Source organism: Paenibacillus sp. A14, assembly GCF_036864815.1.
In the GTDB taxonomy this organism is placed as follows: Bacteria; Bacillota; Bacilli; order Paenibacillales; family Paenibacillaceae; genus Fontibacillus; species Fontibacillus sanfengchensis.
Window position 1 is genome coordinate 26,023 of the sequence record NZ_JBAGJD010000004.1, and the last position, 25,394, is coordinate 51,416.

General features: G+C 51.8%; 23 protein-coding genes. 17 read left to right on the forward strand and 6 right to left on the reverse strand.

The genetic code is table 11. The features are described 5' to 3' along the window. Positions 1–43 precede the first annotated feature (43 nt). Complete coding sequence (gene glgP, locus V4U88_RS11485) at positions 44–1,666, reverse strand: alpha-glucan family phosphorylase (RefSeq protein ID WP_334073410.1); 1,623 nt, start codon at positions 1,664–1,666, stop codon at positions 44–46. Positions 1,667–1,823: 157 nt separating this feature from the next. Between glgP and V4U88_RS11490 the strand changes: the two genes are divergently transcribed. From V4U88_RS11490 to V4U88_RS11510, 5 genes are all read left to right on the forward strand, one after another. After that, complete coding sequence (locus V4U88_RS11490; protein ID WP_334073411.1) at positions 1,824–2,792, forward strand: SIS domain-containing protein; 969 nt, start codon at positions 1,824–1,826, stop codon at positions 2,790–2,792. A 23-nt stretch (positions 2,793–2,815) separates the two neighbouring features. Beyond that, the gene (locus V4U88_RS11495; RefSeq protein ID WP_334073412.1) at positions 2,816–3,631 is read left to right on the forward strand and encodes a fructoselysine 6-kinase; all 816 of its coding nucleotides are present in this window, start codon (positions 2,816–2,818) and stop codon (positions 3,629–3,631) included. Positions 3,632–3,726: 95 nt separating this feature from the next. Beyond that, positions 3,727–4,440, forward strand: a complete 714-nt coding sequence (locus tag V4U88_RS11500) for a GntR family transcriptional regulator (RefSeq protein WP_334073413.1) — start codon at positions 3,727–3,729, stop codon at positions 4,438–4,440. Positions 4,441–4,612: 172 nt separating this feature from the next. Beyond that, positions 4,613–6,196 (forward strand): amidohydrolase, encoded by a 1,584-nt coding sequence (locus V4U88_RS11505; protein WP_334073414.1) that lies wholly within the window; start codon positions 4,613–4,615, stop codon positions 6,194–6,196. 70 nt (positions 6,197–6,266) lie between these two features. Then, the gene (locus tag V4U88_RS11510; RefSeq protein WP_334073415.1) at positions 6,267–7,697 is read left to right on the forward strand and encodes a YfcC family protein; all 1,431 of its coding nucleotides are present in this window, start codon (positions 6,267–6,269) and stop codon (positions 7,695–7,697) included. Positions 7,698–7,795: 98 nt separating this feature from the next. Here the strand turns inward: V4U88_RS11510 and V4U88_RS11515 are convergent, their stop codons facing one another. Continuing rightward, positions 7,796–8,362 (reverse strand): DUF1273 domain-containing protein, encoded by a 567-nt coding sequence (locus tag V4U88_RS11515; protein WP_334073416.1) that lies wholly within the window; start codon positions 8,360–8,362, stop codon positions 7,796–7,798. A gap of 203 nt (positions 8,363–8,565) precedes the next feature. On the opposite strand from V4U88_RS11515, the gene V4U88_RS11520 reads away from it, so the two are divergent. Beyond that, complete coding sequence (locus V4U88_RS11520) at positions 8,566–9,441, forward strand: DUF6612 family protein (RefSeq protein WP_334073417.1); 876 nt, start codon at positions 8,566–8,568, stop codon at positions 9,439–9,441. A gap of 408 nt (positions 9,442–9,849) precedes the next feature. On the opposite strand, the gene V4U88_RS11525 is transcribed toward V4U88_RS11520, so the two are convergent. Next, a complete protein-coding gene (locus V4U88_RS11525; RefSeq protein ID WP_334073418.1) occupies positions 9,850–10,353 on the reverse strand; it encodes a hypothetical protein in 504 nt (167 codons plus the stop codon). A gap of 166 nt (positions 10,354–10,519) precedes the next feature. Here V4U88_RS11525 and V4U88_RS11530 point away from each other — a divergent pair, with 166 nt between their 5' ends. Both V4U88_RS11530 and V4U88_RS11535 read left to right on the forward strand, forming a co-directional pair. Continuing rightward, positions 10,520–11,515, forward strand: coding sequence for a Gfo/Idh/MocA family protein (locus V4U88_RS11530; RefSeq protein ID WP_334073419.1), 996 nt, complete (start codon positions 10,520–10,522; stop codon positions 11,513–11,515). 85 nt (positions 11,516–11,600) lie between these two features. Then, positions 11,601–12,596, forward strand: a complete 996-nt coding sequence (locus V4U88_RS11535) for a Gfo/Idh/MocA family protein (RefSeq protein ID WP_442951888.1) — start codon at positions 11,601–11,603, stop codon at positions 12,594–12,596. 35 nt (positions 12,597–12,631) lie between these two features. Here the strand turns inward: V4U88_RS11535 and V4U88_RS11540 are convergent, their stop codons facing one another. Continuing rightward, complete coding sequence (locus V4U88_RS11540) at positions 12,632–13,465, reverse strand: methyl-accepting chemotaxis protein (protein ID WP_334073421.1); 834 nt, start codon at positions 13,463–13,465, stop codon at positions 12,632–12,634. A gap of 270 nt (positions 13,466–13,735) precedes the next feature. Continuing rightward, a complete protein-coding gene (locus V4U88_RS11545) occupies positions 13,736–13,948 on the reverse strand; it encodes a hypothetical protein (protein ID WP_334073422.1) in 213 nt (70 codons plus the stop codon). 182 nt (positions 13,949–14,130) lie between these two features. Between V4U88_RS11545 and V4U88_RS11550 the strand changes: the two genes are divergently transcribed. Next, positions 14,131–14,472, forward strand: coding sequence for a sigma-70 family RNA polymerase sigma factor (locus tag V4U88_RS11550; protein WP_334073423.1), 342 nt, complete (start codon positions 14,131–14,133; stop codon positions 14,470–14,472). Positions 14,473–14,474: 2 nt separating this feature from the next. Then, complete coding sequence (locus V4U88_RS11555) at positions 14,475–14,651, forward strand: helix-turn-helix domain-containing protein (protein WP_334073424.1); 177 nt, start codon at positions 14,475–14,477, stop codon at positions 14,649–14,651. 354 nt (positions 14,652–15,005) lie between these two features. On the opposite strand, the gene V4U88_RS11560 is transcribed toward V4U88_RS11555, so the two are convergent. After that, positions 15,006–17,042, reverse strand: a complete 2,037-nt coding sequence (locus tag V4U88_RS11560; RefSeq protein WP_334073425.1) for an Ig-like domain-containing protein — start codon at positions 17,040–17,042, stop codon at positions 15,006–15,008. Positions 17,043–17,341: 299 nt separating this feature from the next. Here V4U88_RS11560 and V4U88_RS11565 point away from each other — a divergent pair, with 299 nt between their 5' ends. The 7 genes from V4U88_RS11565 (at position 17,342) to V4U88_RS11595 (ending at position 25,391) form a co-directional block, all read left to right on the forward strand. Beyond that, entirely contained in the window at positions 17,342–18,394 is a 1,053-nt protein-coding gene (locus V4U88_RS11565) for a stalk domain-containing protein (protein ID WP_334073426.1), read from the forward strand. A gap of 603 nt (positions 18,395–18,997) precedes the next feature. Next, on the forward strand, positions 18,998–20,374 hold the full coding sequence (locus V4U88_RS11570) for a helicase HerA domain-containing protein (RefSeq protein WP_334073427.1): 1,377 nt from the start codon (positions 18,998–19,000) through the stop codon (positions 20,372–20,374). A gap of 5 nt (positions 20,375–20,379) precedes the next feature. Next, on the forward strand, positions 20,380–21,258 hold the full coding sequence (locus V4U88_RS11575; protein ID WP_148450956.1) for a flagellar biosynthesis protein FlgA: 879 nt from the start codon (positions 20,380–20,382) through the stop codon (positions 21,256–21,258). Next, positions 21,237–22,064 carry a hypothetical protein gene (locus V4U88_RS11580; protein WP_334073428.1) on the forward strand — a complete coding sequence of 276 codons (828 nt, stop codon included), beginning with the start codon at positions 21,237–21,239 and terminating at the stop codon, positions 22,062–22,064. Before V4U88_RS11575 ends, V4U88_RS11580 begins: the two co-directional genes overlap by 22 nt. Positions 22,065–22,082: 18 nt before the next feature. Beyond that, complete coding sequence (locus V4U88_RS11585) at positions 22,083–23,552, forward strand: CpaF family protein (RefSeq protein ID WP_334073429.1); 1,470 nt, start codon at positions 22,083–22,085, stop codon at positions 23,550–23,552. Then, positions 23,530–24,513: a hypothetical protein gene (locus V4U88_RS11590; protein ID WP_148450953.1), complete on the forward strand. Its 984-nt coding sequence runs from the start codon at positions 23,530–23,532 to the stop codon at positions 24,511–24,513. The genes V4U88_RS11585 and V4U88_RS11590 overlap by 23 nt, the downstream gene beginning before the upstream one ends. Beyond that, positions 24,510–25,391: a hypothetical protein gene (locus V4U88_RS11595; RefSeq protein WP_334073430.1), complete on the forward strand. Its 882-nt coding sequence runs from the start codon at positions 24,510–24,512 to the stop codon at positions 25,389–25,391. The genes V4U88_RS11590 and V4U88_RS11595 overlap by 4 nt, the downstream gene beginning before the upstream one ends. Positions 25,392–25,394: the final 3 nt, after the last annotated feature.

Sequence of the window (25,394 nt, forward strand, 5' to 3'; positions counted from 1 at the left end):
GGGGAATCCGGTGGTCCGAAATATCATCGGCAAAACGGTGGTTCTATTCGCCTTTTTTGATATACATCTTGTCGTAATATTCTTTCAGCATTCGCTTGGTGGCGAAGGCTTCACGGGTCGTTCCGATACTTCTTTCCATCATCCGCACCCATTGAGCCCGGTTCTCGTAATAGGTCGGCAGTACGCTGCCCAACAGGGTGTCGTACAGGGCTTCGCAGTCGTGGCGGTCCTGTGCTTCGAAATCGGACGTCTCGAAGCCGCCGCCGATCTGCCAGCCGTTCTCCCCGTCTTGACAAGCCTCCGGCCACCAGCCGTCCAGAATGGAGCAGTTGAGCACGCCGTTCATCGCCGCTTTCATCCCCGAGGTGCCGCTGGCTTCCAACGGCCTGCGCGGATTGTTGAGCCAGACGTCCGAACCCTGGGTGAGCTGGGCACCGATCGTCATGTCGTAGTTCTCCAGGAAGACGACGCTTTTCGGATATTTCTTCATCATAGCGACCAGGTTGCCGATGATCCGCTTGCCGGTGTCATCCTGCGGGTGAGCTTTGCCGGAGAACACGATCTGAATGGTTCCGGACTCCAGGTAAGGACCAATCACTTCCGGCTTGGAAAAGATCAGGTCGCTGCGCTTGTAGGGAGCCGCCCGGCGCGAAAATCCGATCAGCAGGCGGTCGGGATCCAGCGGGATGCCGGTTCGCTTCTGGATGAAATCAAGCAGTTCCCCCTTGAGTTCCATATGGGCGCCCCACAAATCGCCGCCTTCCTCATAAGCGCGAGTGATGCGCTCGTCGACCCAGGTCTGGGGATGAATGGCATTGGTAATCCCGATGATTTCGGAGCGCCCCGAGACATCCTGCCACATCTTGTTCGCGGTTTCCGCGTGCAGCCGGGCAACCCCGTTGGAAATGCGGGACAGCCGGAGGCCGGCCACCGTCATATTGAAGGGGTTTCCTCCGATTTGCTCCATCTGCTCCCGGGTCAGTCCGTTAAGGGCCGACATATATTCAAGCCGCTCCAGCGGGTGCGCTTCGTTGCCTTCCCGGATCGGGGTATGGGTCGTAAAGACGACCTCCTCCCGTGTCGCGAGCCAGGCTTGCTCAAATGTGTTGCCGGCGCTCATTTTCTCGCGGATCAGCTCCGTGGCGGCCAGGGCCGCATGCCCTTCATTGAAGTGGTACACCTCCACGGGGATCTGAAGGGCCCGAAGCGCCCTCACCCCGCCGATTCCCAGCACGATCTCCTGGGCGATCCGCTCCTCGCCGAACCAGCCGTACAGCTGTCCGGTGATCCAGGAATCCGCGTTTTCGGGAATGTCCGTATCCAGCAAGTATAGCGGGTTGTTTCCGAAACTTTCCGTTTTCCATACCTTGCATAGGACGTCGACGCCCCGAATTTTTACACTGACTCTAACGCCCGTGTCCTCGAGAAAATCATAATCATAGTTATGGTAGCTGTCATAAGGCTTCCCGTATTCATCAATTCGCTGGTCCGTGTAGCCTTGCTTCCATTTGATGCCGATCCCGACGATGGGCGCGCCGATATCTTTGGCCCCTTTGAGGTAGTCCCCGGCCAGGATGCCCAGTCCCCCAGCGTATATTTTAAAATCGGAATGAAGCCCGTACTCCATGCAGAAGTAAGCGACGGTAGGCAATTTCAATTCGTTCATGAGCAGCCTCCTTCGGATATATAGCACATCATATGCGGGGGAATGGAGAGGGGGAGTTAACGCGAAAAAAAATGGGCTTGACCTCATCCATGAAAGCGGTTATATTGGGAATGTAAACAATACGTTATATAACGTTATATAAAAGGAGAGATTACAGATGAACGTATCAAAAGTCATTAGCACGATTCATGAGCAGACCAAAAACGGTATCTCGGAGGTTTATCTGGTCGCCTGCGGCGGATCCCTGGTAGATATGTATCCGTCCAAGTATTTTCTGGAGAGCGAGGCCCAAAAAGTGGTTACGGGGCTTTATACCGCCAATGAATTTGTCCATGCTTTGCCGAAACGCTTGAACAAGGACTCCGTGGTCATCGTTTGCTCTCATGGCGGCAATACGCCCGAGTCGGTTGAGGCGGCCAAAGTGGCCAAAGAGAACGGGGCGCACACCATCGGTTTGACACATAATAAGGAAGCGGGGCTGCTGAAATACACCGACCATCCTTTCTTGTACGAGTGGGGCGAGGACAGCGATGTAAAGAACAATCCGATGGCGATCATTCTGGAATTGGTCGTAGAAATCCTGAACGTGACGGAAGGGTACGCCCATTACGAAGCGTTCCGGAACGGCATTCACAAGATCAACGGCATTATTGTGGAAGGTAAGAAATTGGTGGCTCCCCGCGCCAAGGCATTCGCGGAAAAATACCGCAGCGAAGATTTGTTCTACATTCTGTCCAGCGGAGCTTCTTTCGGGCATGCGTACGGGTTTGCCATCTGCTCTTTGATGGAAATGCAGTGGCTTAATGCGGCCCCGATCCATTCCGGTGAATACTTCCACGGCCCGTTTGAAGTGACCGATAAAGAGACGCCATTTATCTTGATGATGAATGAGGGGCGCACCCGCGCATTGGATGAACGCGCTCTGACCTTCCTGAATAAGTATGCGGCAAAAGTGGAAGTCGTGGACGCCAAGGAACTGGGATTGAACACGATCGCCGATGAAGTGGTGGAATTCTTCAACCCCGTCCTGTTCTACAGCATCTTGTGCGTATACCGCGAAGAGCTGGCGGACATTCGCAATCATCCGTTGGAGACTCGCCGCTACATGGGGAAAGTGGCATATTGAACTGAGAACAGGGGTGATATAGCATGAAAGTTTTGGGGATTGGCGATAACGTTGTAGATAAATATGTTCACTTGGGTGTGATGTATCCGGGAGGCAATGCGCTGAATTTCAGCGTGTTTGCCAAGAAACTGGGCGTGGACGCGGCGTTTGTCGGCGTGTTCGGAGATGACCGGGAAGCGCGGCATGTCGAGCGGACCTTGAAGGAACTGGAAATCGACATCAGCCTGTGCCGCCATCACCACGGCGAAAACGGTTGTGCACGCGTTACGTTGGAGAACGGGGACCGAATTTTTCTGGGAAGCAATGAAGGCGGCGTTACCCGCATGAATCCGCTGCGGCTAAGCGAGGAAGACAAGGACTATATCCGGGGGTTTGCCGTGATGCATACCGGTCTTTACAGCCATACGGGGCATCTACTGCTCGAACTGCAAAGCCTCGGCGTTCCAATTTCCTTCGATTTCTCCGATGATTTTGATGAGGCTCAGGTTGAACAGCATATTCCCCATGTTGACTTCGCCTTCTTCTCGTGCAGTCATCTGAGCGAGGAGGAAACGATCCGTTATATTCAATCCAAACGGGGCCGGGATGGGCAAGTGATTGTGGCTACCCGGGGCGGCGACCGGGCTGTCGCTTTTGACGGATCGCGCTTATATTATCAGACTCCGGAGTTGGTGGAGGCCGCGGATACAATGGGAGCGGGAGATTCATTTATCGCGGCGTTTCTGCTCCGCTATCTTAAGGACCGCAACATCCAGGCGGCGATGGAAGAGGGCTCCCGGTTCGCCGCGGCCAGTTGTCTCGTGGAAGGGTCCTTCGGTTTCGGAGTATCCTACGAATGACGGAAATGGCGTTAAACCATCTTCTTGTATAATCCGGTAACGTTTGATACGCTTTAAGCAAGAGTCTATAACGTTATAGTACAAGAGAGGGTCCTATGTTAAATTCTGATCATCCTGAACCATTATATATTCAACTCAAAAAAGCGATTCAAACAGCGATTCATAACGGAATTTTTCAGCAAGGGGAGAAGATTCCCACAGAAACGGAATTGAGCGATCGTTATAATGTCAGCCGCATCACCGTTCGCAAGGCCGTTGAAGAACTGGCGCAGGAAGGATATTTGACCAAGCGGCAGGGGAAAGGAACCTTTGTAAGTCATCCCAAAATCGGGCGGAAGATTGAGCACTTGATCGGATTTACTGCGGCGTGCGAGGCGAACGGACTATCTTCGCACAGCAAGGTGACCCGAAAGGAAATGATCGTTCCCGACCCTGAACTGGCGCGTGCCCTGCAGCTGGTGAAGGGAGAGAAGGCGATCTATATTCAGCGGAAAAGATATGCCGGCGACAACCCGCTGATGCTGGAGAACAACTACTATCCCGAATCGCGGTTCTCGTTTCTTATGGATGAGACGCTGGAAGGCTCGCTCTATGATCTGCTGCGGGATAAGTACGGAATTGATCCGAACCGGCCCGGGGAGTCGACGCTGGAAATCGTGCTGGCGGACGAAGATAAGGCGCGTTTATTGGAAACCTCGATCGGAAAGCCGCTTTTTTACTTGAGAACGATGATCTATGACCAGCGCGGATTACCGGTGCACGTCGGAAAACAGTTCATGATTGGAGACAGATATCAGTTTACCTTGTAGACGTTCCGTCCTTTTGCCGAAAACACCATAACCTTCTTTTCCCTGATGAAGGGGAAGGTTGATCCCTAGAACATAACGTTATAATACGTATGGTAGAAGGACGGAGTTTTCAAACAATATGCAGCCAAAAAAACGAGCTTTAACGAGCTTTCATGATATAGGAGGGGTGAACATGCAAGCTTCCAATGCCACAAGGACCGCATTTGCCGATCTCGTCCTCTTGTCGGATGCGGTCTTCACCGGGAAGGAACCTGAGGCGAGACCCGGATTTGTTGCGGTGAAGGGGGAGAGGATTGCCGCGGTTGGGCCAAAATCGGGATTTCGGGAATGGATCGGGCCTGACACGAGAATATATGATTTCAAGGATGAATTGATTATGCCCGGAATCCATGACAACCATGTGTTTTTTACCGGCTATATGTCGATGCATCGAGGCCTGGACTTGTCGAAGACAACCTCTGTTCAGGAAGCGCTGCGCATGCTGGTGAAATATGCGGACGCGCTTCCGGAAGACAAAAATGTATACGCTTTCGGTTGGGATCGGGACATTTGGGGGGAATTGCCGGAACAAGCTTTGTTGGATGGTGCCTTCCCCGACCGGGCGGTGATTGCCATCAACCGTTCGAAAAGTTATTGCTGGATGAACGGAGCCGCCATAGACAAATATGGATTTAAGCCGGACGAGTGCAGTGCGGAGGCAAGAGCCCGACTATTGAAAGAAATGCTCCAGGACAAGGAACTGGTGGAAGCCGAGTTTCTTGACTTCGCCCGCATGCTGGCGGAGCGCGGGGTGACCTCGATCAAGGATATCGGTTTTGATGATTACAGCGGTTTGCTGCCGGTCTTGACGAAATTGGAGGGGAGCGGGCGTTTACCCCTGCGCGTTCATTTTGCCCTGGAGCCTGTTTTGGAACCGCTTAACATCTCGTTTGGTCTTGAGTGCCGGGAGAAATACAAGGGAGACCAGCTTCGTTTCCAGGGATTCAAGCTCATGCTGGACGGCGTGGTGGCCGATCATACGGGCGACATGCTGGAGCCCTATGCCGATCTGCCGGGGATAACCAACCTGCGTCCGGTGGATTACGAGGCTATAGAAGCTGCGGTGCTGGAGGCCGATCGCAACGGGTTGAAATGCACGTTGACTGCCGAAGGCGACGCGGCGATCCGACGTGCGGTTTCCATCCTGGAAAAATGCCGGGAACAAAACGGGAAGCGGGATGCAAGACATTCGATCAGCGATCTGGAATATCCTCACCCGGAAGATCTGCAGCGGATGGCCGCGGCCGGAATTTTCGCGGAAGTGTACGCCCAGGTCCTACTGCTGAATCCGTCCTATGAAGATGCTTATATGGCGGAGGTGGTCGGGAAAGATAAGGAAAGCCGTTTTTACAATTACAAGAGCATGCTGGACGCCGGGGTCACGATCACCATCGGGACGGATCTCCCCCTGTTTATAACGAGCGTTCCGGATTCGATTTACGCCGCAAGCGCCCGGTTATTTCCGGATGCAAGTCCGCCCGGAGGATGGTACCCTGAAAAAGCGATGCCAGTGGAAGAAGTGCTTAAAGCATGGACGGTCAATGGGGCGAAACATTGTTTCATGGAAGACCGGACAGGCTCACTGGAGGCGGGAAAACTGGCGGATATCGCCGTTTTTGACCGGAACTTGCTGCAAACCCCGGCAAACGAGCTTAGGGAAGTCCGAGCGGTGTTGACCATTGCTGGCGGAGAAATCGTCCATGATCAACGCAGTTAGTTTGCCCTGGATAAGACATCTTATAATGTTATATTTTGCGAATAATCCAATTCCGGAATGAGGGGTTAAGATGGAAACGGGAAAAAACAGATTCAAATGGTCGCTGCCTCATAGCTATACCCTGATCTTCTTCATTATGATTTTAATGGCGGCGTTGACTTGGATTGTGCCGAGCGGGCAGTTTGAACGTCAGGAGGTGACGGTGGATGGAGTGACCAAATCGGTCATCATCCCCGGAACTTATCATTCGGTATCCAAGCAAAGCGAGGAAACCGATTTGCGCCAAGGGATTCCGCAAATTTTAAGCGCTCCTATGGAGGGCGTCATCAATGCGGTCGATGTCGTTGCTTTTGTGCTTGTCGTAGGCGGCGCTTTTGGCATTATTCTCCAGACCGGAGCGATCGATCGCGGTTTGCTTGCGCTGGCCCGGCGGCTTAAAAACAAAGGAATTTTGGTGATTCCGATCGCTATGGTGATCTGTAGCCTCGGCGGGTCGACCTTCGGGATGAGTGAAGAAATCATCCCGCTGTACGCGATCTTTATTTCGCTGATGTTTGCGCTGGGCTTCGATTCGATGACCGCCATATTGATTCTTTTCCTGGGAACGCAAATCGGTTATGTAGGCTCGACGACCAATCCGTTTTCCGTGCTTATCGCACAAGGAATCGCGGGGGTTCAAGGCAATCCGCAGTTGTGGCTCCGATTTGTCGAATGGATCGTGTTTACCGGCATATCCATCGCCTTTACGATGTGGTATGCGCATCGGGTCAAGAAACATCCGGAGAAATCCGTTGTTTTCAAAAATGACCTGATTAACCGGCCGCTTTTTCTTAAAGAAGATACCGGGGAAGAAATCGGCTTCTCCCTGCGGGACAAGTTGATTATTTCCGGTTTTGTGGCCACGTTGGGACTGATTGTTTGGGGAATTCTTACGAAAGGCTGGTATATGACCGAGATCGGAGCGCTATTCTTTGCGCTTGGGCTTTTTGCGGGTGTGATATCCAGAATGAATCAGCGCGAAATGGCGGAGAATTTTGTGAAGGGCTGCGGCGAGTTTGTTTATGCGGCCGTTATTATCGGATTGGCTCGGGGGATACTGGTGCTTGCGGAAAACGGCATGATCATCGATACGATCCTGAACTATCTCTCCGATTTGCTGAAAGGACTGCCGAATTACGCGTTTACCACCATCATGCTGCTTGTTCACAATATCATTACCTTCTTCGTGCCGTCCTCTTCCGGGGAAGCGGCCCTGACGATGCCGGTCCTCGCGCCGCTGGGCGATTTGGTCGGGATCAACCGCGAAGCGATCGTTACGACCTATCAATTCGGAAACGGACTGACCAACCTGATTTCTCCGACCGGCGGGGTATTGCTCGCGGGGCTGGCTATCGCCCGTGTCAACTTCGGACAATGGCTAAAAGTGATTATGAAACTCTTCATCGTGCTATGGGTCATCGCGGCCATTTTCTCGGCGGTCTCCGCTTTCGTGGGGATGTAATGCCCTTCGGAGGACAGCGAACAGGGGAATGAACGATCCGGGAACTGCAGGGAGTTTTTCGGCATTATATCTCTGCCCAGGGCTTCCGATTTTACGCGTTAGCCGTCGAAAAACTCCTCCCGCTGTTGTTCTTCCTCCGCGACCGCCTGGATTTCTTCGGGGCCGATTTGAAGATACAAATAACCGTCCTGCGCCTGTTTTTTCAGCGCCCGTTCTTTGATATATTTGGGGCTTGCTTCCCCGGCCTCTTCATCGTAGACCAGCAGAATTCCGTCGGTTTTTCGCAGCAGCAGCTCATCGCGGGCCGTAAATTGCCATCTTCCCTGGTAACCTTCTTTACTTACCGAGCCGTAATAATCGAGCCGGTGCACCAAATCGCGATAATACGTTTGTTTGTCCTCGTTCCACTGTTCTTCGGGGTGGCTGAAGGCCGTGATGATGGAGCATTTCAATTGAGGGTATTCCTCTTTGAGCCGGAGAGCGGCTTCGCAGGCCCACAGGTCGACGCCATACTGTCCGGGGGTGATCACCCATTCCAGCCCTTCGTCCAAGAGGGGAAGGAGCCGGTTGATGATGGCTTGTCTGATGAAAGGGATGCCTTTATGTTTATTGTTATATATACCGAGCTCGTGCGCACGGTAACCGGTGACCAGCAAGTTTTTCAACACGTTTCTTCCTTCCGTTCCGGGTTCTCTTCGTTAACATTATAAACCATACATGGCAGGATAACTTAAAAAAGCAACGATTATAGGTCGAAATTACCATATTATTATGATGATAATAAGCCGAAATGAGTCTTTTTGCCCTGTCATCCCTTTAGCGCATTGGGTAATATCGTTAGGAATACATATTCTAGGAGGATAAAGATTTGAAAAAATTAACAGCAGTATTACTGGGGGCAGTACTGGTACTTGGCATGACAGCATGCGGCAAAGAGAAGGCGGCTGAAGGCGGCGCTAATAAAGCGGCCAACGGCGGCGCAAATAAAGCCGCAGAAACAACTACGAATACGCCGGCGGAAACAAAGGTTCCTACTGTAGATGAGTTGATGGCGAAATCCACGGAAGCCAGCGAAAAGCTGAAAAGCATGTCCATGGAGGCCAAAATCAATCAAACGATCGTAATGAAACAAGGTGATCAATCGCAGGAACAAAAGATCGACATGACGATGAAATCGGATATTGTGAAAGAACCGATGGAAATGCATCAAGTGATCAACGTGTCCATGGGAGATCAAGGAAGCCAAAACGTGGAGCAATACATCACGAAGGATTCCGTTTACATGAATCAAGGCACAGGCTGGATGAAAGCTCCGGCTGAACAAACCCAACAATTGATAGACAGCCTGAAGCAATCGGCAAGCCCGGAAGCTCAACTGCAACAATTTAAGTCGATCGCCAAGGAAGCGAAAGTGATTGAAGAAGGCGGCGAATATGTATTGACCGCGGATCTGTCCGGCGACGGCGTGAAAGATTTGGCGAAAAACCTGATGAATCAATCGGGCGGTCAAAATGCACAAACAGCGGCTATGCTGGAGCAAATGAACATCAAGAACATCAAAATTTCTTATGCCGTAAACAAAGACACTTTCCTGCCAACGAAGTCCAATGTTACAATGGCCATGGACATGAGCGTGGAAGGACAAAACGTGACGCTTGACATGGTGATGGACAGCACGATTTCCAAGTACGATGAAATCACGAAGATCGAAGTTCCTAAAGAAGTATTGGATAGCGCAAAATAAAAATCCAATGGTGCAAAGCCGGATCCCAACATAGAAGGGTCCGGCTTTTTCCGATGTACAAGCAAAAAAGCCCTGCGGCAGAGCCGCGGGGCTTATCCAACGAATGACAACGGTTTCAACTATCCGTGTATGGACATTAGCGTGAACGCGATATAGAAGACGGCGTAGAAAATACCCAAACCGATAATCCAACCGAATATGCCGCTTTTGGTTTTACTGCTTCCAGGTTCCCACATAGAGAGTCAGCTCCTTTTTCGCAGTGCAGATATAATTTGTGAACATTCTGTGTCTTATCTATATTATTGAACATTTTGTGTCTAAAATCAAACATTTTTTTGAACTTTATTTAAAATTTTTGATAAAAAAACAGCCCAAGGATTTCTCCGTAGGCTGCGATCCCGCTTATTTCTATTTTTTTTGCGGAACAAATCCTTCTTCGGCCAGATATTCCCCGGCCTCCTCCCGCGTCTCAAACACCATTTCCAAGCTCTGTCCGGCAAAAATGTACCATAGATCGTCTTCGTATTTCAGGGTCAGCACCGCTCCGTCAGCGTTCCGCCAAAGGCCTCCCGGCGTATCTTTGAATGAATCGGAAGGGAGGGGACCATCAAGTTCGTCGGCTTCCCGGTCATCGCGCACGGATAGGGAACGGATCGACCGCTCCAACAGGGTACGCAATTCTTGTTCGGTAAACTCGCGAATATTTACATAACCTTTATCATCCGTTTCATATCCCTCCAGCAAGCCGGCATACACGTACCCGTTCCCATTGGGATGAAGACGGTAAGCTACCGTTTTTTTATCGTAGACACTTTGCTCATACTGGTAATTAACGCGTCCCAGCGACACATTTTTTCGCTCCAGCTCCGGGTAGGAATCCAGAATTTGCAGCTTCTGTTCAAATGTAAGCATGATTCGCCTCCGCCGTCATATCGTCTTTTTCGCAAACAGCTTCAGTATAACGGATGGGCCCGCGAAGAATCAAAGGAATTTGTTCCTGACGGGCAGCCGTATTTCACAAACCCCGGAAAAGGGTACATGTTATTTAGTATAGTTGTAATGTAAAGGAGGAGGAAGCATGAGAGGGTCTGAGGCCAAAAAAGTGAAATGGGGAATCATGGGGACGGGCACGATCGCCGAGCAGTTTGTGGCGGACCTGGCCCATACGACTAACGGAGTCGCTTACGCCGTCGGCTCGCGCCAGCCCGGACATGCCGCGGTTTTTGCCGCGCAATTCGGAATTCCGCGGGCCTACGGAAGCTACATGGAACTGGTCAATGACCCTGAGGTTGATGTCATCTACGTCGCGACACCCCATCGCTATCATTTGGAAAATACGCTGAACAGCCTGCGGGCGGGCAAAGCCGTCCTGTGCGAAAAGCCGATTACCGTGAACAGCCGGGAACTGGACGTGCTGATTTCGGCCGCCCGGGAACGTGGACTGTTTGTTATGGAAGCGATGTGGACGCGGTTTCTGCCGCCCATGCGCAAAGCCATGGAGTGGATACAATCCGGCCGCATCGGGGAGGTCCGCCTGGTCCAGGCGGAATTCGGCATCATGGCGGATTGGGAGCCGGAAGGCCGGCTGCTGAACCCGGAGCTGGCGGGCGGGGCCCTGCTGGACGTGGGCATTTATCCGGTCGCTTTTGCCTCCATGGTATTCGGAACGCTGCCCCGAGAAATCTGGAGCACGGCCCGGATCGGCGAAACCGGAGTGGATGAGCAATTCTCGGCTCTGCTCACCTACCCCTCGGGAGGTATAGCGTCCCTGCACGGGGCGATCCGGTTGGGTCTCCGAAACGAAGCGGTCATTCACGGGACGAAGGGATGCATTGCGCTTCCCTCAATCAATAAGGCGCCTTCGGTCACGCTGTATATCGGCGGGGAAGCCGTGGAGACATTTGCGGACGAGCGGAAAGGCAAAGGGTACGAGTACGAGGCGGAAGAGGTGGGCCGCTGTCTTGTGGAAGGCCGGACCGAAAGCGCGCTGATGCCGCTTGCCGCTTCGATGCAGGTGATGGAACAACTGAGCACGATTCGCACCCAGTGGGGACTGCGGTACCCTTTTGAATAGCGATAGAAGAAAAGTTGGTGTTCCGTTTATCCTGCTGATAGAATTAATATAGTCACAATGAAATTATTGTCAGGAGGGAAACTCTATCGTGGAAAAAGCGGGCGGAACAATCAAATGGGGAATCATGGGCACAGGATGGATTGCCGAGAGGTTCGCCGAAGATTTGGCTTACGTCGGAAATGGAGAGGGTTTGGCTGCAGGGTCGCGGACGATTGAAAGCGCTAAGAAGTTTGCGGATCGATTCGGCTTGCCCCGCGCTTACGGCACCTATGCGGAATTGGTGGAGGATCCGGATATCGATGCGATCTATGTGGCAACGCCGCATCCTTATCACCGGGAGAACGTGCTTGCCGCTCTGAATGCGGGTAAAGCCGTCTTATGCGAAAAGCCGTTCACCGTAAACAGCGCCGAGTTGGAGCCGCTTGTGGACGCGGCGAGGCGGAAAAAGCTCTTTTTGATGGAGGCGATGTGGACCCGGTTTTTGCCGCCGATCGTCCAGGTCAGAACGTGGCTTGAGGAAGGGCGGATCGGCGAAGTGAAGCTGCTTAAAGCCGAATTCGGTTTCCGCAGCGACTGGAATCCCGAAGGCCGCCTGTTGAATCCGCAGCTCGGAGGCGGAGCGTTGCTGGATGCGGGCATTTACCCGGTCTCTTTCGCGTCGATGATTTTCGGAACGAAGCCGGAACACATTTGGAGCAATGTCTATCTTGGGCAGACGGGTGTCGACGAGCACTTCTCCATTCTGCTGGACTACGGCCAGGGGAAAACCGCCTCCCTGCACGGAGCCGTCCGGCTTGCGTTGATGAATGACGCCTATATTCACGGAACGGAAGGCTCCATTTATATTCCGTCTTTCCTGAACGCGAAGGAAGCCTATCTGCGGGTTGCCGGCCAAGAGGAAATAAAATTCTCTGACGACCGGTTGTCCACCGGATATGCTTTTGAAGCGGAGGAGGTGGGCCGTTGCCTTCAGGCAGACCTGAAGGAGAGCCCGTCCATCACGCTGGAGGAATCGCTCGGAATTATGAAGCTTCTTGACGAAGTCCGTGGGCAATGGAATTTGAAATATCCGTTCGAGTGAAAAAATAAACGGCAGCCGCGGCTGCCGTTTTCGTTTTATTCTCTGGTGTGCTGCATCAGCGATTCGACAAAGCTTTTCATCTGCTGGCTGGCCTCGTTCAGTTGTTCGATGACCGTCATGAACTCCGTGACCAGAACGGCCTGCTCTTGCGAAGAGTGAACGATTTGCGAAAAATCGGTTTCCAGCCGGCGGATGGAGTCCTGAACATTGGTTAGCGTCGAGGAAATATTGGCGGTGGCCTCTTTCGTGCTGACCGACAATTTGCGGACTTCCTTGGCCACCACCCCGAAGCCGGCTCCGAGTTCACCGACTCTGGCCGCTTCGATCGCGGCGTTTAGCCCAAGCAGATTGGTCTGCTCGGAGATCTCTTTAATAAATCCGATGGTATGATTAATCTCCGAGGAGTTTTCCACGGTTTGCTTTGTATTGGCCAGCATGTTCTCGCTGGTGGCCGTCAGTTCTTCGGAATGGGCGGCCACGGTCTGTACCATATCGACAAGGCGGCCCGCAATGGACTCCATCATCAGCATGTTCTCTTCCAGCTTCAATTGGTTCTCCATGGACTGGGCGGTAGCCAAAGCTCCGATGATGGTTCCGTGCTCATCCCGGACCGGGATGGCGGAAGCCAGGATTGGAATTCCGTAAATATCCGCAGGAAGTTGGGTGGAAGAGATTTGACCGGCCAGGGCGGTTCTCAGGTTTCGGTCGTCCGCCGGAATAGGATCACCGGGCTTGATCTGAAAATCGATAGCCTGAGAAGGTTCATAGAGCAGAAATTTTTCGAGATCGGTGATTCCGATCATAATGTCGCCCTTAATCATTTTTTTCATGTAAGGGACCGAAGCGACTAGGCTATGCAAAATACTCATCCGCTGATCAACCGCCTATTCATTAATTTTTAAATAGATTATATAGTACATTCCGAAACGGTGACAATATTCGATATTTTTTGACTATCCGCGGCTTAGGCATAGGACGGGCTTGAAGGGAATAAAATGATGCGGAAGGCGGTTTGCTAAGGGCCATGAAAAACAGGAAGCAGCCAAAGGCTAGGAACTTGTGCTCGAATGGGGCCAGGCTGCTTCCTTGTTCACTGTGACGACACGATACAACGGGTTCGAAACGGGATAAACTCAAACTCATTTGGCTTTTGCACCGGTCTGACCCGCCGGGCTGGCGCCGTCGATGCTTTCTTCGAGATTTCTGACTTGCTCGGATAATTCTTGAATCGTAGAGTTCATGGTATCCAGCTTTTTACCGACAGTTTCAAGTACATACTTGATGAGGATAAAGCACAGCGTGACGGGAAATCCAACATTCGCCACCATCGAGACAATGTCCGTGACCTGCATGTTCAGGGCCTCCTTTCTCTGAAAATTCCCTTTCACTTATATAGAGAAAAAAATTGTCCACTTTGACAACCAATAATTAGAAAAAATGTTATAATTGAAATTATCTCGCATATTAATGGTTGTAAGTTCAACCTTCACATTTCCCTATACATAGAAGATGAAGATGGAAGGGGGAGGTTAATTTGAAGGAACAACCAACCGTGTATGAGCAATATCGGAAAGAAGTTTATCGGATCGCCTGGAGGGTACAGTACAAAGCCAAAGTTGTGAAAAGACGGGAATGTTCATTCAACGGATTCGAACCGGCCGTATCCAGTTTTACCTCATCTTCTGATGACAAAATGTTGATCCGTCAGCTGATCGATGCCTTGCCTTCGAGTACGGGGCGTTTGATCATTTATAAGCTTTATTTGCAAGACAAGACCGAGCGTGAGGTAGCCCTTGAATTGAATATGACTCAGCAAGGGGTGAACAAATGGAAGCGCAAAATGATCCAAGAGTTGTCCCGGATGATGAGTTCCTGACTTTGCTTCATCGGGCGAAGCAAAACGACCCGGAGGCCGTACTGCAACTGCTTGAGCTGTATAGAGGCGATATCCTGCGAGTCAGCAAGTACATTCATTCGCCGGCCGAAGATGCGGTATCCGATATCATTCTGGAATTTCTGGAATTGATCAAGGAGAAGGAAGAGCAGGACAAGTGAAGAAGAAGGTTTATGCTGCCGCCGCGACGAGTTCGGCGGCTTTTTTTGCGCCGCCGGCGATGTCCGGGGTTTAAAAGGGTGCCGCTGCTGCTCCCGTGGGCGAAATTCCTGCAAAAATGCAGGCTTTGGATCGGGGATTTCAAATAAATAAAGAATTCCTGCAAAAAATGCAGGTATTTTCGTAGGAATCAGCCTGCCGGGCCGTTTCCCCCGAAAAAAGATGCAGATTCGCAGAAATTTGCCGGAAAGTCCTGACCCGGTCCGTCAAAGCCTGCATTTTTGCGGGCTTTTGTAAGGCTGGGCAAAAGGAACAAGCCCGGATCTAATCCGGGCTTGTTATCCAGACTGGGCGGCTTACTTCAAGCCGTCCCCGGTTTCGGGGGCCGCCGGAGCTGCCGGGGCCGCCTCTACAGCAGGCTCGGCCGGCGCTCCAGGCTGCCCGCCGGTCTTAGCGGGCGCCTCGCCGGCTAGCGGCCCCTCCGGCTCCGCGTCCGCTTCAGGGGCGGCCGGCCCCGCAGGTGTTTCCACCGCCGGAACCGGCGGCCCTTCCGGCTCAGCGTTCACTTCCGGCGCTTCCGGGGCCGTCGGTTGCTCGTCTGCCGGAACCGGCGGCACCGGCACATACGGCTTCACGACCAGCACGCTCCCCGTGAAGGTGTGCCCCCGGTATTCGGCCGTCACGGAAGTGAGCCCCGGCTTGAGGCCAAGGAGAAAGCCGCGCTCATCCACTTGAGCGATTTCGGGATCGGCGATCGTAAACCGGGTTTCCCCGTTCACGATCGAGGTATGGCCCGACTCGTCGGTAAATAGAGCCTGGGTATCCAGCTCACCGCCGATCATCAGCGAATAATCCTCCGAGTCCAGGTAGAACCGCCCCTGCGTTTCGCCAGGGATGTCCGTCACCGTCACCGGCAGTCTTGCGGAGAATCCGGCATATTCGGCGACGATTTCCGTCGTCCCGTGGGACAGGCCCGTAACGAAGCCGTCGCTATCGACGGTGGCAATTTCCGGATTTAGCGAGGTGAATACGGCCTGGTTCGTGATGACCGACGCGGTTCCATCCGCATAAACCGCCTCTACGACGCTAGGCTTGCGTTCGCCGACGTCAAGCTCCAGAGCCGGATCCGTGAACCGGAGTTCCTGCAAATTCGCCGTCGGCCCCTCGCCTTTGCCTGTTACCTTGATCAGCTGCATCAGGTACCTTTCGTTTAATTTAACTTGACTCGTCATGAGAAAAGCGCCATCCGGGCTGTACGTACCTTTCTCGATATATCCCAATCCCGGGCCTCCAAACCGGAGATGTCCGGTCATATTCCCGTCGTGGTCTATCCGCAAAATTTGATACTGCGACGACGAAGTATACACATCCTCGCGGATGGTGTGGCGCCCAAGCAGAGCATAGCCATCCGGGGTCGAAACCAACTGCTGGAAGAAATGTTCTCCCTCCCCAAGCGGGTAGGTTTTCTCCCAGAGGATCTCTCCGTTTTCATCCATTTTGAATACGAACGGCACCTGCTTTCCGTCTTGACGCGTCATTCCGGAGACCATATAGCTTCCGTCCGACGTCATCTGTACGGACCAAGCGGAGCGGCCGCTGCCGGGAAAAACTTGCTGTTTTTCCCATTGCACTTCACCATTCGCGTCGACTTTAACGACCAGGGAGGCGTCGGAATCCGAATGCATCACACTGTCGATTTCACCGACCGCCAGCACGCCTCCGTCTGAAGTGCTTAATACTTCACTAAAGGACTGGTTATCGCCAAGCCGGAAAGTTTTATGCCATACTTCGTTACCATTCCGATCTACTTTCATCAGGTAAGCTGGAGCCTCACTCCAGGAATTGGCGCCATAGCCCGTAAATACAAATCCGCCATCCACTGTCTCCGTAGCGGATTCCGCATAAAAATGAGTGGAGTTCGAAAGGTGGTAATAGCGGGACCACTCGACGACTCCCTGGTCGTCCAGCTTGGCCAAATAAGGAATGTTTAAAGGCCTGGCCGTCCGGTCCGTCGCTGCTCCGCTCACCAAATAACCGCCTTCCCGTACGGGGATGATCCCTTGGGCCGTGACGCCATCCATATTGGGGTCTCCGGTAGCATTCAAGGTTTGCTCCCATAGGGGGCGGCCACTTTCATCCACTTTTACGACGTATCCAAAAGAAGTTGAGCTGTTGCTTACGTCACCGACGGCAAGGTATCCTCCATCGGTAGCGGAGATAACCGAGTTTCCTTTGGAAGATCTGAAAGCTTGTCCAAACTCGAAGCTCCACTCGGTTTTCGGCGTGCCCGGTTTTTCCGGAGACTCGGCGGCCTTACCGGTTCCCGGCCAAACGGTCCAGGCCAGCAGGCAGCTAAGGGATATTGCGGTGAGTCTTTTCAAAAATTGAGACATCAGCAGTTCTCCTCTCAAAATGGTTATCAAGGAACATTACCCCATTCCATTATCATGGAAGACAGAAAAACGGGAAATCCAACAAAATTCTTAAATTCCAGGATTCTGGAAAATAGTCATTAAGGAGGGGAGGGGCCGACTGGCCGGAAAGTGCGATTTAATAAAGTAGCTAATTACTGGTACATTGTATTCGCACTCCCAAGAAATTTATGGTAACCTTTTATATACCTACAACTGGTTTTACGGGCACTATGGGGGAAATCGGTTGGGGAATTATGTAAAAGGGGAATATGTACCAAATGAAGATGAAGAAACAAACGGCAGCGGCAATAGCCCTGGCTGCGACTCTTGTATCGGGTACCGTGCTGGCAAACACTTCTTTTGCGGCAGAGGCTACAAAAACATTGAAAGCGGTATATAGTAACATTAAACTTGTTTACAACGGTCAAACCATCAGTTCTACTTCCGGTCAGGAGCCTTTTGTGGTCGACGGATCTACGTATGTGCCTATCAGAATGGCGGGAGAAGCACTTGGAAAATCACTATATTGGGATGGCGCGGCAAAGCAAATTCAGATTTCGGACCTAACGGCTCCAATTGACCAGGCCACGATCGATAGTTTGAATAAACAGATCAAAGACTTGGAAAGTCAAGTAACCAGTTTGAAAAAAGAGCTTAGCGACGCGAATTCCACCCTTGCCACAAAGAATCAGACCATCGCTACATTGGAAACGCAACTTAGTGCGCAAAAAAATTCAACCAGTAAGGGGAATCTGGATAAATTAGAAGATAAGCTAAACAAGGACTATAGGGATTACTATAGCCGACTAGATGCTGAAATATCGCTATCCGGCGACAAAAATGATATTACTGTAAAAGTGGAAGTTGACGAAGATATCTGGAAAGACTTGACCAGCAGCAGGAAGAAAAACCTTGTCCAAGCTATTGTAGATGACATCCTTGACGAGTTTGATCGTGCTGATATCACTGGGACTGTGCGAAACGAAAGTTCCAAGAAATTAACATCGTTTTCCGTCAGCAGTTCAGGAAATGTCACCCTGTCTAGCAGCGGTGTGACTGATGAGGATGACATGCTTGACAAGTTGAAGAGAAATTTTGGCACTTATCGCGGAATACCGCTGTCCATAAGACTATCTGTGGATGAGGATGATGAAGAAGCTGTTGTGAAGGTCTATGTTGAGAAAGATGATTGGGATAGACTATCAAGCACCGACCAAAACGCTTTGCTGAGAAGGATGATTGATGAATTGGCTGGTGAGTACAGAAACTATGATATCGATGGGTATGTATACGACGACGATAACAATGGAGTTCTGGACAAAAGAGTATAATAAATTTAGGTAAGCTTTTACGGCGATCGCAATGATTTTGAAGCGATCGTCGTTTTATTTTTGTGAACTCTAAACATTTGCAGCAGCACAATCGCGTATGAAAAAAGTCTGAGGAATCGAGGGGATATGGGATGGAGGAACCAAAAAATAACACGACTTAAGATACAGGTTGATTCGCTCATATTCACGACTTAAGTCATACGGTTTTTTTCGGATTCGTGAATCCGTCAAACCGAAAAATTGCGTCGCACGTTCTTTCTTATTCCGAGTTTCTTCCTATTAAAATAGAGACGGATTTGGCGATGACTACTCTGGACTCGACGTTTGACATCAACACGAGTTTTCTCTTAGGCGGTCCGGGTATTTTTTACATCCTCTGCATTTCTCACTAATTCTTGGCGACTGTTTGGGAGAATCCTACTTTTTCCCCAGTTCCGCAAAAGATATGTCAAAGGGCCTTCCTATACTTGGAAATCGTCCTTCTAAGGGATTATTTATCGTTTTTTGGATTGTCTGTGATATAGGTTACTTGTATAATAGCAAAAGCCAGGGAGGTAAAAATTACTAATTCCTGTGAAAAACCATCTACTAGCAGGTGAACATATGAAATGGCTTATCGTATCCGGTGGATTTCATAGAATAGTGACAAGCTGCTTAGGCCGAAAAATGGAGTCGGTCCATCCGAACGGACTGGAATTGCCGGAGCTCGGGGAGTTCCTGTCCCGGGAAAATCCGGCTCTGGACGGCGTGCTCATTACGGATCAAGCTTTCTCCGGGCGTCCCGGACAGGATCGGGAAGATTTGACGGCCCTGCTCCGATGGATCGAGAACGGGAGAAAACCCGGGATTCCGGTCCTGATCGTGACGCGGGACTATTTGAAACCTCAGGAACTGGCGTCGCTGACTAAAGAATATACGAACATAACGCTGATCGTTTCCGACCAGGTGCGGATTCCTTCTGAGGTTTTTGCGGAGGCGATGGATCAGCAGGGCCATAAAAAACTTACCGATATACATAGATCTGCCAAATCAGAACCCAAGCACGTTACCGAGGAACCTGAAGAGAATAAGCCGCCGGAGAAAAAAAGATCGTTCTTCGACCGTTTTCGCTCCAAACCGGAACCGAAAGCCGAACCGGAGGCGACGGACCGCCTGACCCGGGATTTGCTCAACGTCAGCCGGGGAATCAGCCGCGTTGCTGCCATTACGGGCCATCGGGGAAGCGGATTGACGAGCACGGTCGTCAATTTGGCGCATGAAGCCAGCAAGCGGGGGCTCAGTACGATCATCATCGATATGGATGCGGAGTACCGCAGCACGAACATGTATTTCAGCCGCTTCCATGAGCGGACGAACAAAGACGAGCAGATGAGCGCTTCGCTAATCCGCACACTGGCCAGGCCGCAGGACTATATGACCACCGCTTTTAATATCAAGGACAACTTTTGGCTTGCCGGATTGGGCTATTCTTTTCATGACCGCAAGTTAATGGAGCAGTTCTACACGACGGAGAAGCTGATCGGCTTAATTTCCGTTCTGCGAACCAAGTTTAATCTCGTTCTGCTCGATATGCCGCTCGATCTGTTCCGGATGTTCCGGGAATCGATGATTCATATGGATCTGTTCGGTCTTTGCGTGCCGAACAATCTCCACGCCGTGCTGAGCACCATCCGGAACGTGGAGGTCGTCATGGACCAGGAACGCGCGTCTTACCTGAACGCCAAATCCAAGGTCATCGTGACCAAATACAATGACCGTTCCCGCTTCCAGGACAGCTTGTTCGCTCCGGATAAGGTAAGCGAGCTGCTGACCTCCGGGCTAAGCGACTACTTTCGTTACGAGATGAAAACAGCGGGCTCCGTCCCCTACAGCGACGGGTTCGACAGCCAGATCGAAACGGATATCCCCGCGATCCAGGCGGGCGCCGAGTATGAGAAGGCTTTTGGTCAAATGCTTCTAAGATTGATGGAGGGTGCGTAACTCATATGGATTTAAGTACAGTAAAAAGCGTCTCCCCGAACAAAAAGCTGTTCAAAAAAATACTCGCTTTGCTGTTCAGCATCGCGGTCATCGTAATCTCTTTTATCGTGTTGAACAATGCGAACGAGGCGGCCAAGGACACCGTTGAGGTACTCCGGATCAAGCAGAGTGGCGGAGTCGCGGCTTACGTGCCGCTGTCGGAGAAGATGATTGAGAAGTATTCGCTCATCCGCAAGGAATATACCGAGGACATGATCCTGGCGGAGGATCTTGAGGAAGTGAAGGATAAGTTTACGAAGTATTACATGCGGGACAAAAGCATTTTGTACAAGGACCAGCTGATGGCGGAGAAGCCGCAGCAGAACGAATGGCTGTACCAGCTGGATGACAAGCACGAAGTACTGACCTTGCCCTACAACTTCCTGGAAGCCGGCGGCGATATTCTGATGCCGGGGGACCGGGTCAGAATCCGCGTATCGTATGAGGCCGAAAAAACCGGAACGGGTTCGGGAAACCCCAATGCCGGGTTCCTGGCGTCCGGGACGGAGGTGCGCACCGAGGTCTTGTTCGACAGCATTGAAGTCCGGGATATGCTCAATTCGCGCAGCCACTCGATCTATGAGGTTTACAAGGAAGTGCTCAAGCTCAGTGAAGACAAGCGGCAGGAAGTAATGAAGAGCGAAGATTTCCTGCGGAGTATCCAGCCGAAATCCTTGCTGCTGGAAGGCTCGCGGGAGCAAATCGACAAATTTGCCAAGTATAACGGCTTTGAAGGGAAGAAGTATCTGATCACGATCCTAAGCCGGAAGAACAGCCAGGTCATTCTGGACCAGTTGCCTACTTTGCAAAATGAGGTGGAATCATGGCTCGAAACCAAGGATTGAACCTGGATGAGGTGCTGAATAAAATTTCGGCCAAGGATCGGGTCGGCTCGGAAATGCAGGAGAGCAAGCTCATCTACAGCGTGGTCGGCTTCCTTCCGGCCTGCGATATGGTCGACAACGCGCTGCTCATCAGTAACCTCGGCTATCTGTTGGGACAAAAAGGGCTGAATACCTGTATCGTCGATTTAAAAGTGTTTAACCCGAATTTGCATCATTTTCTGGACGCGCAGCCGAGCAAGAAAGGCAGCGGCCTGATCCGGGTGCTGAAGAGCGACAAGGTCGACTTCCGGGAGGAGATTCAGGCGACGAAGTATGAGCGGTTGTATCTGCTGTCGCCGAGTCCGCATGATTTGATCGAGGAGTATCTCGACTTTGAGTTCGAGCATCTGGAACGGGTCATCGATACGCTGAAGAGCATGTTCGATATCATTTTGCTGGACATTCCGAACAATCCTCCGCTGGAGTTTTGCCTCGGGGCGATGAAATATTCGCATATCGGCTTCTTTACGGCGACCGAGCGGATCGAGGCTTCGAGCAATATGGTGCGGATGCTGGATTTTGCTGCTTCGGTCGGTATCAGTACCGCGAAATTCACCAGCGTGATTCTGATGAACATGCAGGATGTCCAATACGATTACAAAGGGCTGAAGGAATTCGGCTTCAATATTGTGGCGGCGCTGCCGCTGGTCAAAGCGGCCTATGCCAGCGCGCTGGAAGGCAAGCTGTACATCAGGGATAACCCGCTGGTCAACCGGTATTTTCTCAAGGATATGCGGCGTCTGGCGGATATCCTGGGCAACCAGTAAGGGAGGGACAATGAATTTATGCTCACCCGTGCGAAAATCAGCGACATGCAGCAGAAGGTAAGCCATCAGATCGTCAAAAAAGAAGAAATGGATGATCTGAAAAACAAATATACGACCATCCAATTTGAAGAAGCGCTGGAACTGTGTCAGAAATATATCACCAAAGTAGCGACGCACGCTTTCCGGCGGGAACACGATCCCGGACGAAAGCGGGAAATGACGAAGGCCTACATCAATGAATTCGTCGATTCGCAAAAACCGGTCGTCGAAGGCTACTACGAGCTGGTGGAGTTGAAAAGAGCGCTGATCGACGAGATCACCCACTACGGCCCGATTACGAAGGCGATGGAAGACCCGTCGATCGACGAAATCCGGATCAACGGCACGGATCAGATCTTTGTGGAGACCGGCGGGAAGACGGTTCCTTGGGAGCAGCACTTTATCGACCGGGAGCATCTGGAGCGGATCATCTCCAAGCTGCTCGGCGTCTCCAAAGTGCGGCTGACCCCGAAGATCCCGATGGTCAACGCGCGGACGATCGAAGGATACCGGGTCAACGCGACGCACGCGGACATCTCGCCGTACGATATGCCGGCCGTCGTGATCCGGAAGTTCAGCAAGAAGAGTATTACCCCGGAAATGATGATCAAGAACGAATCGTTCTCCGTAAACATGTTCAAGCTGCTGTCCCTGCTGCCGAAGGCGGATTTGTCCTGGATTACGGTCGGGCCTACCGGGAGCGGCAAAACGACGCTGAACGAAATCATGGTCCGGGAGATCAATCCGCTGTCGCGGATCATTACGATCGAGAATCCGTCGGAAATGCGGCTGCAGCGGCGGGAAGGGAACAGCGAGCACGGACGAATCATCAACGACGTGCTGCAGTATGAATCGGTACCCGACGATGACGACGCCAGTCCGGCAACGATGGAGAATCTGTTGATCAACGCGATGCGGCAGTCTCCGCACTGGATCGGTCCGGGCGAACTGCGGACGCCGGGGGAATTCGCCACGGCGCTCCGGGCCGCGCAAACCGGCCATTTCTTCTTTACGACGCTGCATGCCGAGGGCGACCGCGAAGCGATCTACCGCTTTCTGACCGCGTACCTGATGGCCTCCAACGAGCCGGCCGAGCTGGCTTTGCGGAATATTTGCAGCGCCGTCAAATTTATCGTTTTCCAGGAAAAGCTGGCGGACGGAACCCGCAAAGTCACGTCAATCTCGGAAGTGCTCGGCTCCGAAGGGCTTGAACCGATCGTCAATCCGATCTACAAGTTCATCTCGGAGGACGTACTGGAGGAGGAAGGCACCCACCGGGTGCTGAAGATCATCGGCAAGCACAAGCGTGTCGGCATGCTGTCCGAGAAGGTCCAGCAAACGATGATCAAAGCGGGGATCAAGCGCAGCCGCTTTGAGTTCCTGACTTCGCCGCCCGGGGAAGATGAGATAGAGGAGTACGGATTCCATGGATACAACTTCAATCATTAGTCTGTTCTTCGGCATCACCGCCTTTATCGTGTTCAACGCGGTGTTCGAAGTGCGGTTCTTTGAAGGGACCGGCCGTTTCTTTTTGGGATTGCTGGACACGCTGGCGGAGCACCTGGGCAGATACAATACGAAGCGCTATGTGGAGCGGATCAAAAAAGAACGGATCGTGAAGCGGAAGGAAAACGTGTACGCCAAATACAACCGGCTCGTCGAAGGGTTGATTCTCGATTTCAATCTGCCGCTGACGCTGGAAAGTTTCACTTCCCTGCTCTGTATCTGTTTTGCCATCGTCGTGCTCGTCGTGGTTATTTTTATGCAAAACGTCACCCTGGCGGTTGTCGTTACGGTCGCCATTTTCATCGGGCTGCTTACCTTCTTCGTCATGCAGTCGAAGGCGATCAAGGCGGAGAAGCTGGAGAGCATCATGGACGCCGAGGACATCATTTGTCCCTTGGCCCGGGAGGGTGTACTGGTCGCGATCAAAAAAGTGATGGAGAGCGAGGAGTACATCAAGCCCAGCATCCGGCCCTATTTTCAGCAATTCATCGATAACTGCGAAAATAACGGCTACTCGTTCAAACAGGCGATCACGCTGCTAAATCGGCAGCTCGGCCCGAAATTCGATAATTTCACCAAAAAAGCCATCGTGTTCGAGTACAACGAGCGCAAAGGGATGGCGGACATTTTTCTCGATATTGTCGATGAGAATGCGGTGCTTCGGGAAATCAACGCCCGCAAAGATCGGATTTTCCGCAAGATGAACCGGGATTTCCTGATCAAAACGGTCATTATTGTCTTGTTCTTTTTGTACGCTTTAACGGTGGAGGATTTTCGCGATTTCATGCTCTACAGCACCTGGGGCAAGCTCATTAACACCGCGATGATCAGCACCATCTGTCTCAGCTTCGCCCGTACGCAGGCGCTGCAGGGCAACCTGGGTCCGGGAAGTGATGGCAAATGAGTTTATTGGCTAAGCTTTGCGCTCTCGCGGCGGTGCTTTACCTGGTCAAGGCGTTCATTTACCCGTTCTTTCGGCCCGTAAACGCCCGGCAGAAGAAGCGCAACCGTAAATATTTGAAGGAGCGGAAGAACGCGCAGCTGAATGACAAGTTTAAGGTGTTTAAGCGCCGGTTCTCCGAGAAATATATCGGCCGCCTGCTCAGCACCGCGGAGCGCACCCGCTTCCAGAAGATGATCGACCGCCTGGATTTGAACATGAAGCCCGAGGAGCTGCGGGCGGAGCAGTTGTTCTATGCCGTGGGCGGCGGGCTGGTGACGATCGTGATGATGAGCGCCAACCAGCTGCTCGGTTACGTCTCGGCGATCTTTATTTTCCTCGGCTGGATGTACCCGGTCTCGGAGATGGAGAAGAAGATCGAGAAGAAGAACAAGAATATCGCGTATGACTTTCCGGGGTTCTACAGTATGGTGTACTACCAGTACTCCAAATCGGTCAACATCTACCTGGCCGACGTCATCCGCGACTATCTGCCGAACGCCAACAAGGATATGGCCGAGGAGCTCGGGGTGATGCTCGACAATATCGAGTACGGCGAGGAATATGCGCTGAAGCAGTTGAAGAAACGCGTGCCGATCCACTATATCATCAAGTTCTGCGATCTGATGGAAACCCGGCTCAAAGGGTACGACAACATCTCGCAGATGGTTTACCTGAAGAATGAGGTGGACAGCTACCGCATCCTCGCCCTGGAGGAAGACCTGGAGCGCAGGCAGCGGACGAACTCGCGGATTCAACTCATCTTGATCGTCGTGCTGGGGATTTATATCGCCATCTACTATTTATTCACCATTTTGGATTCCATAAAAATGTTCCAATAAATT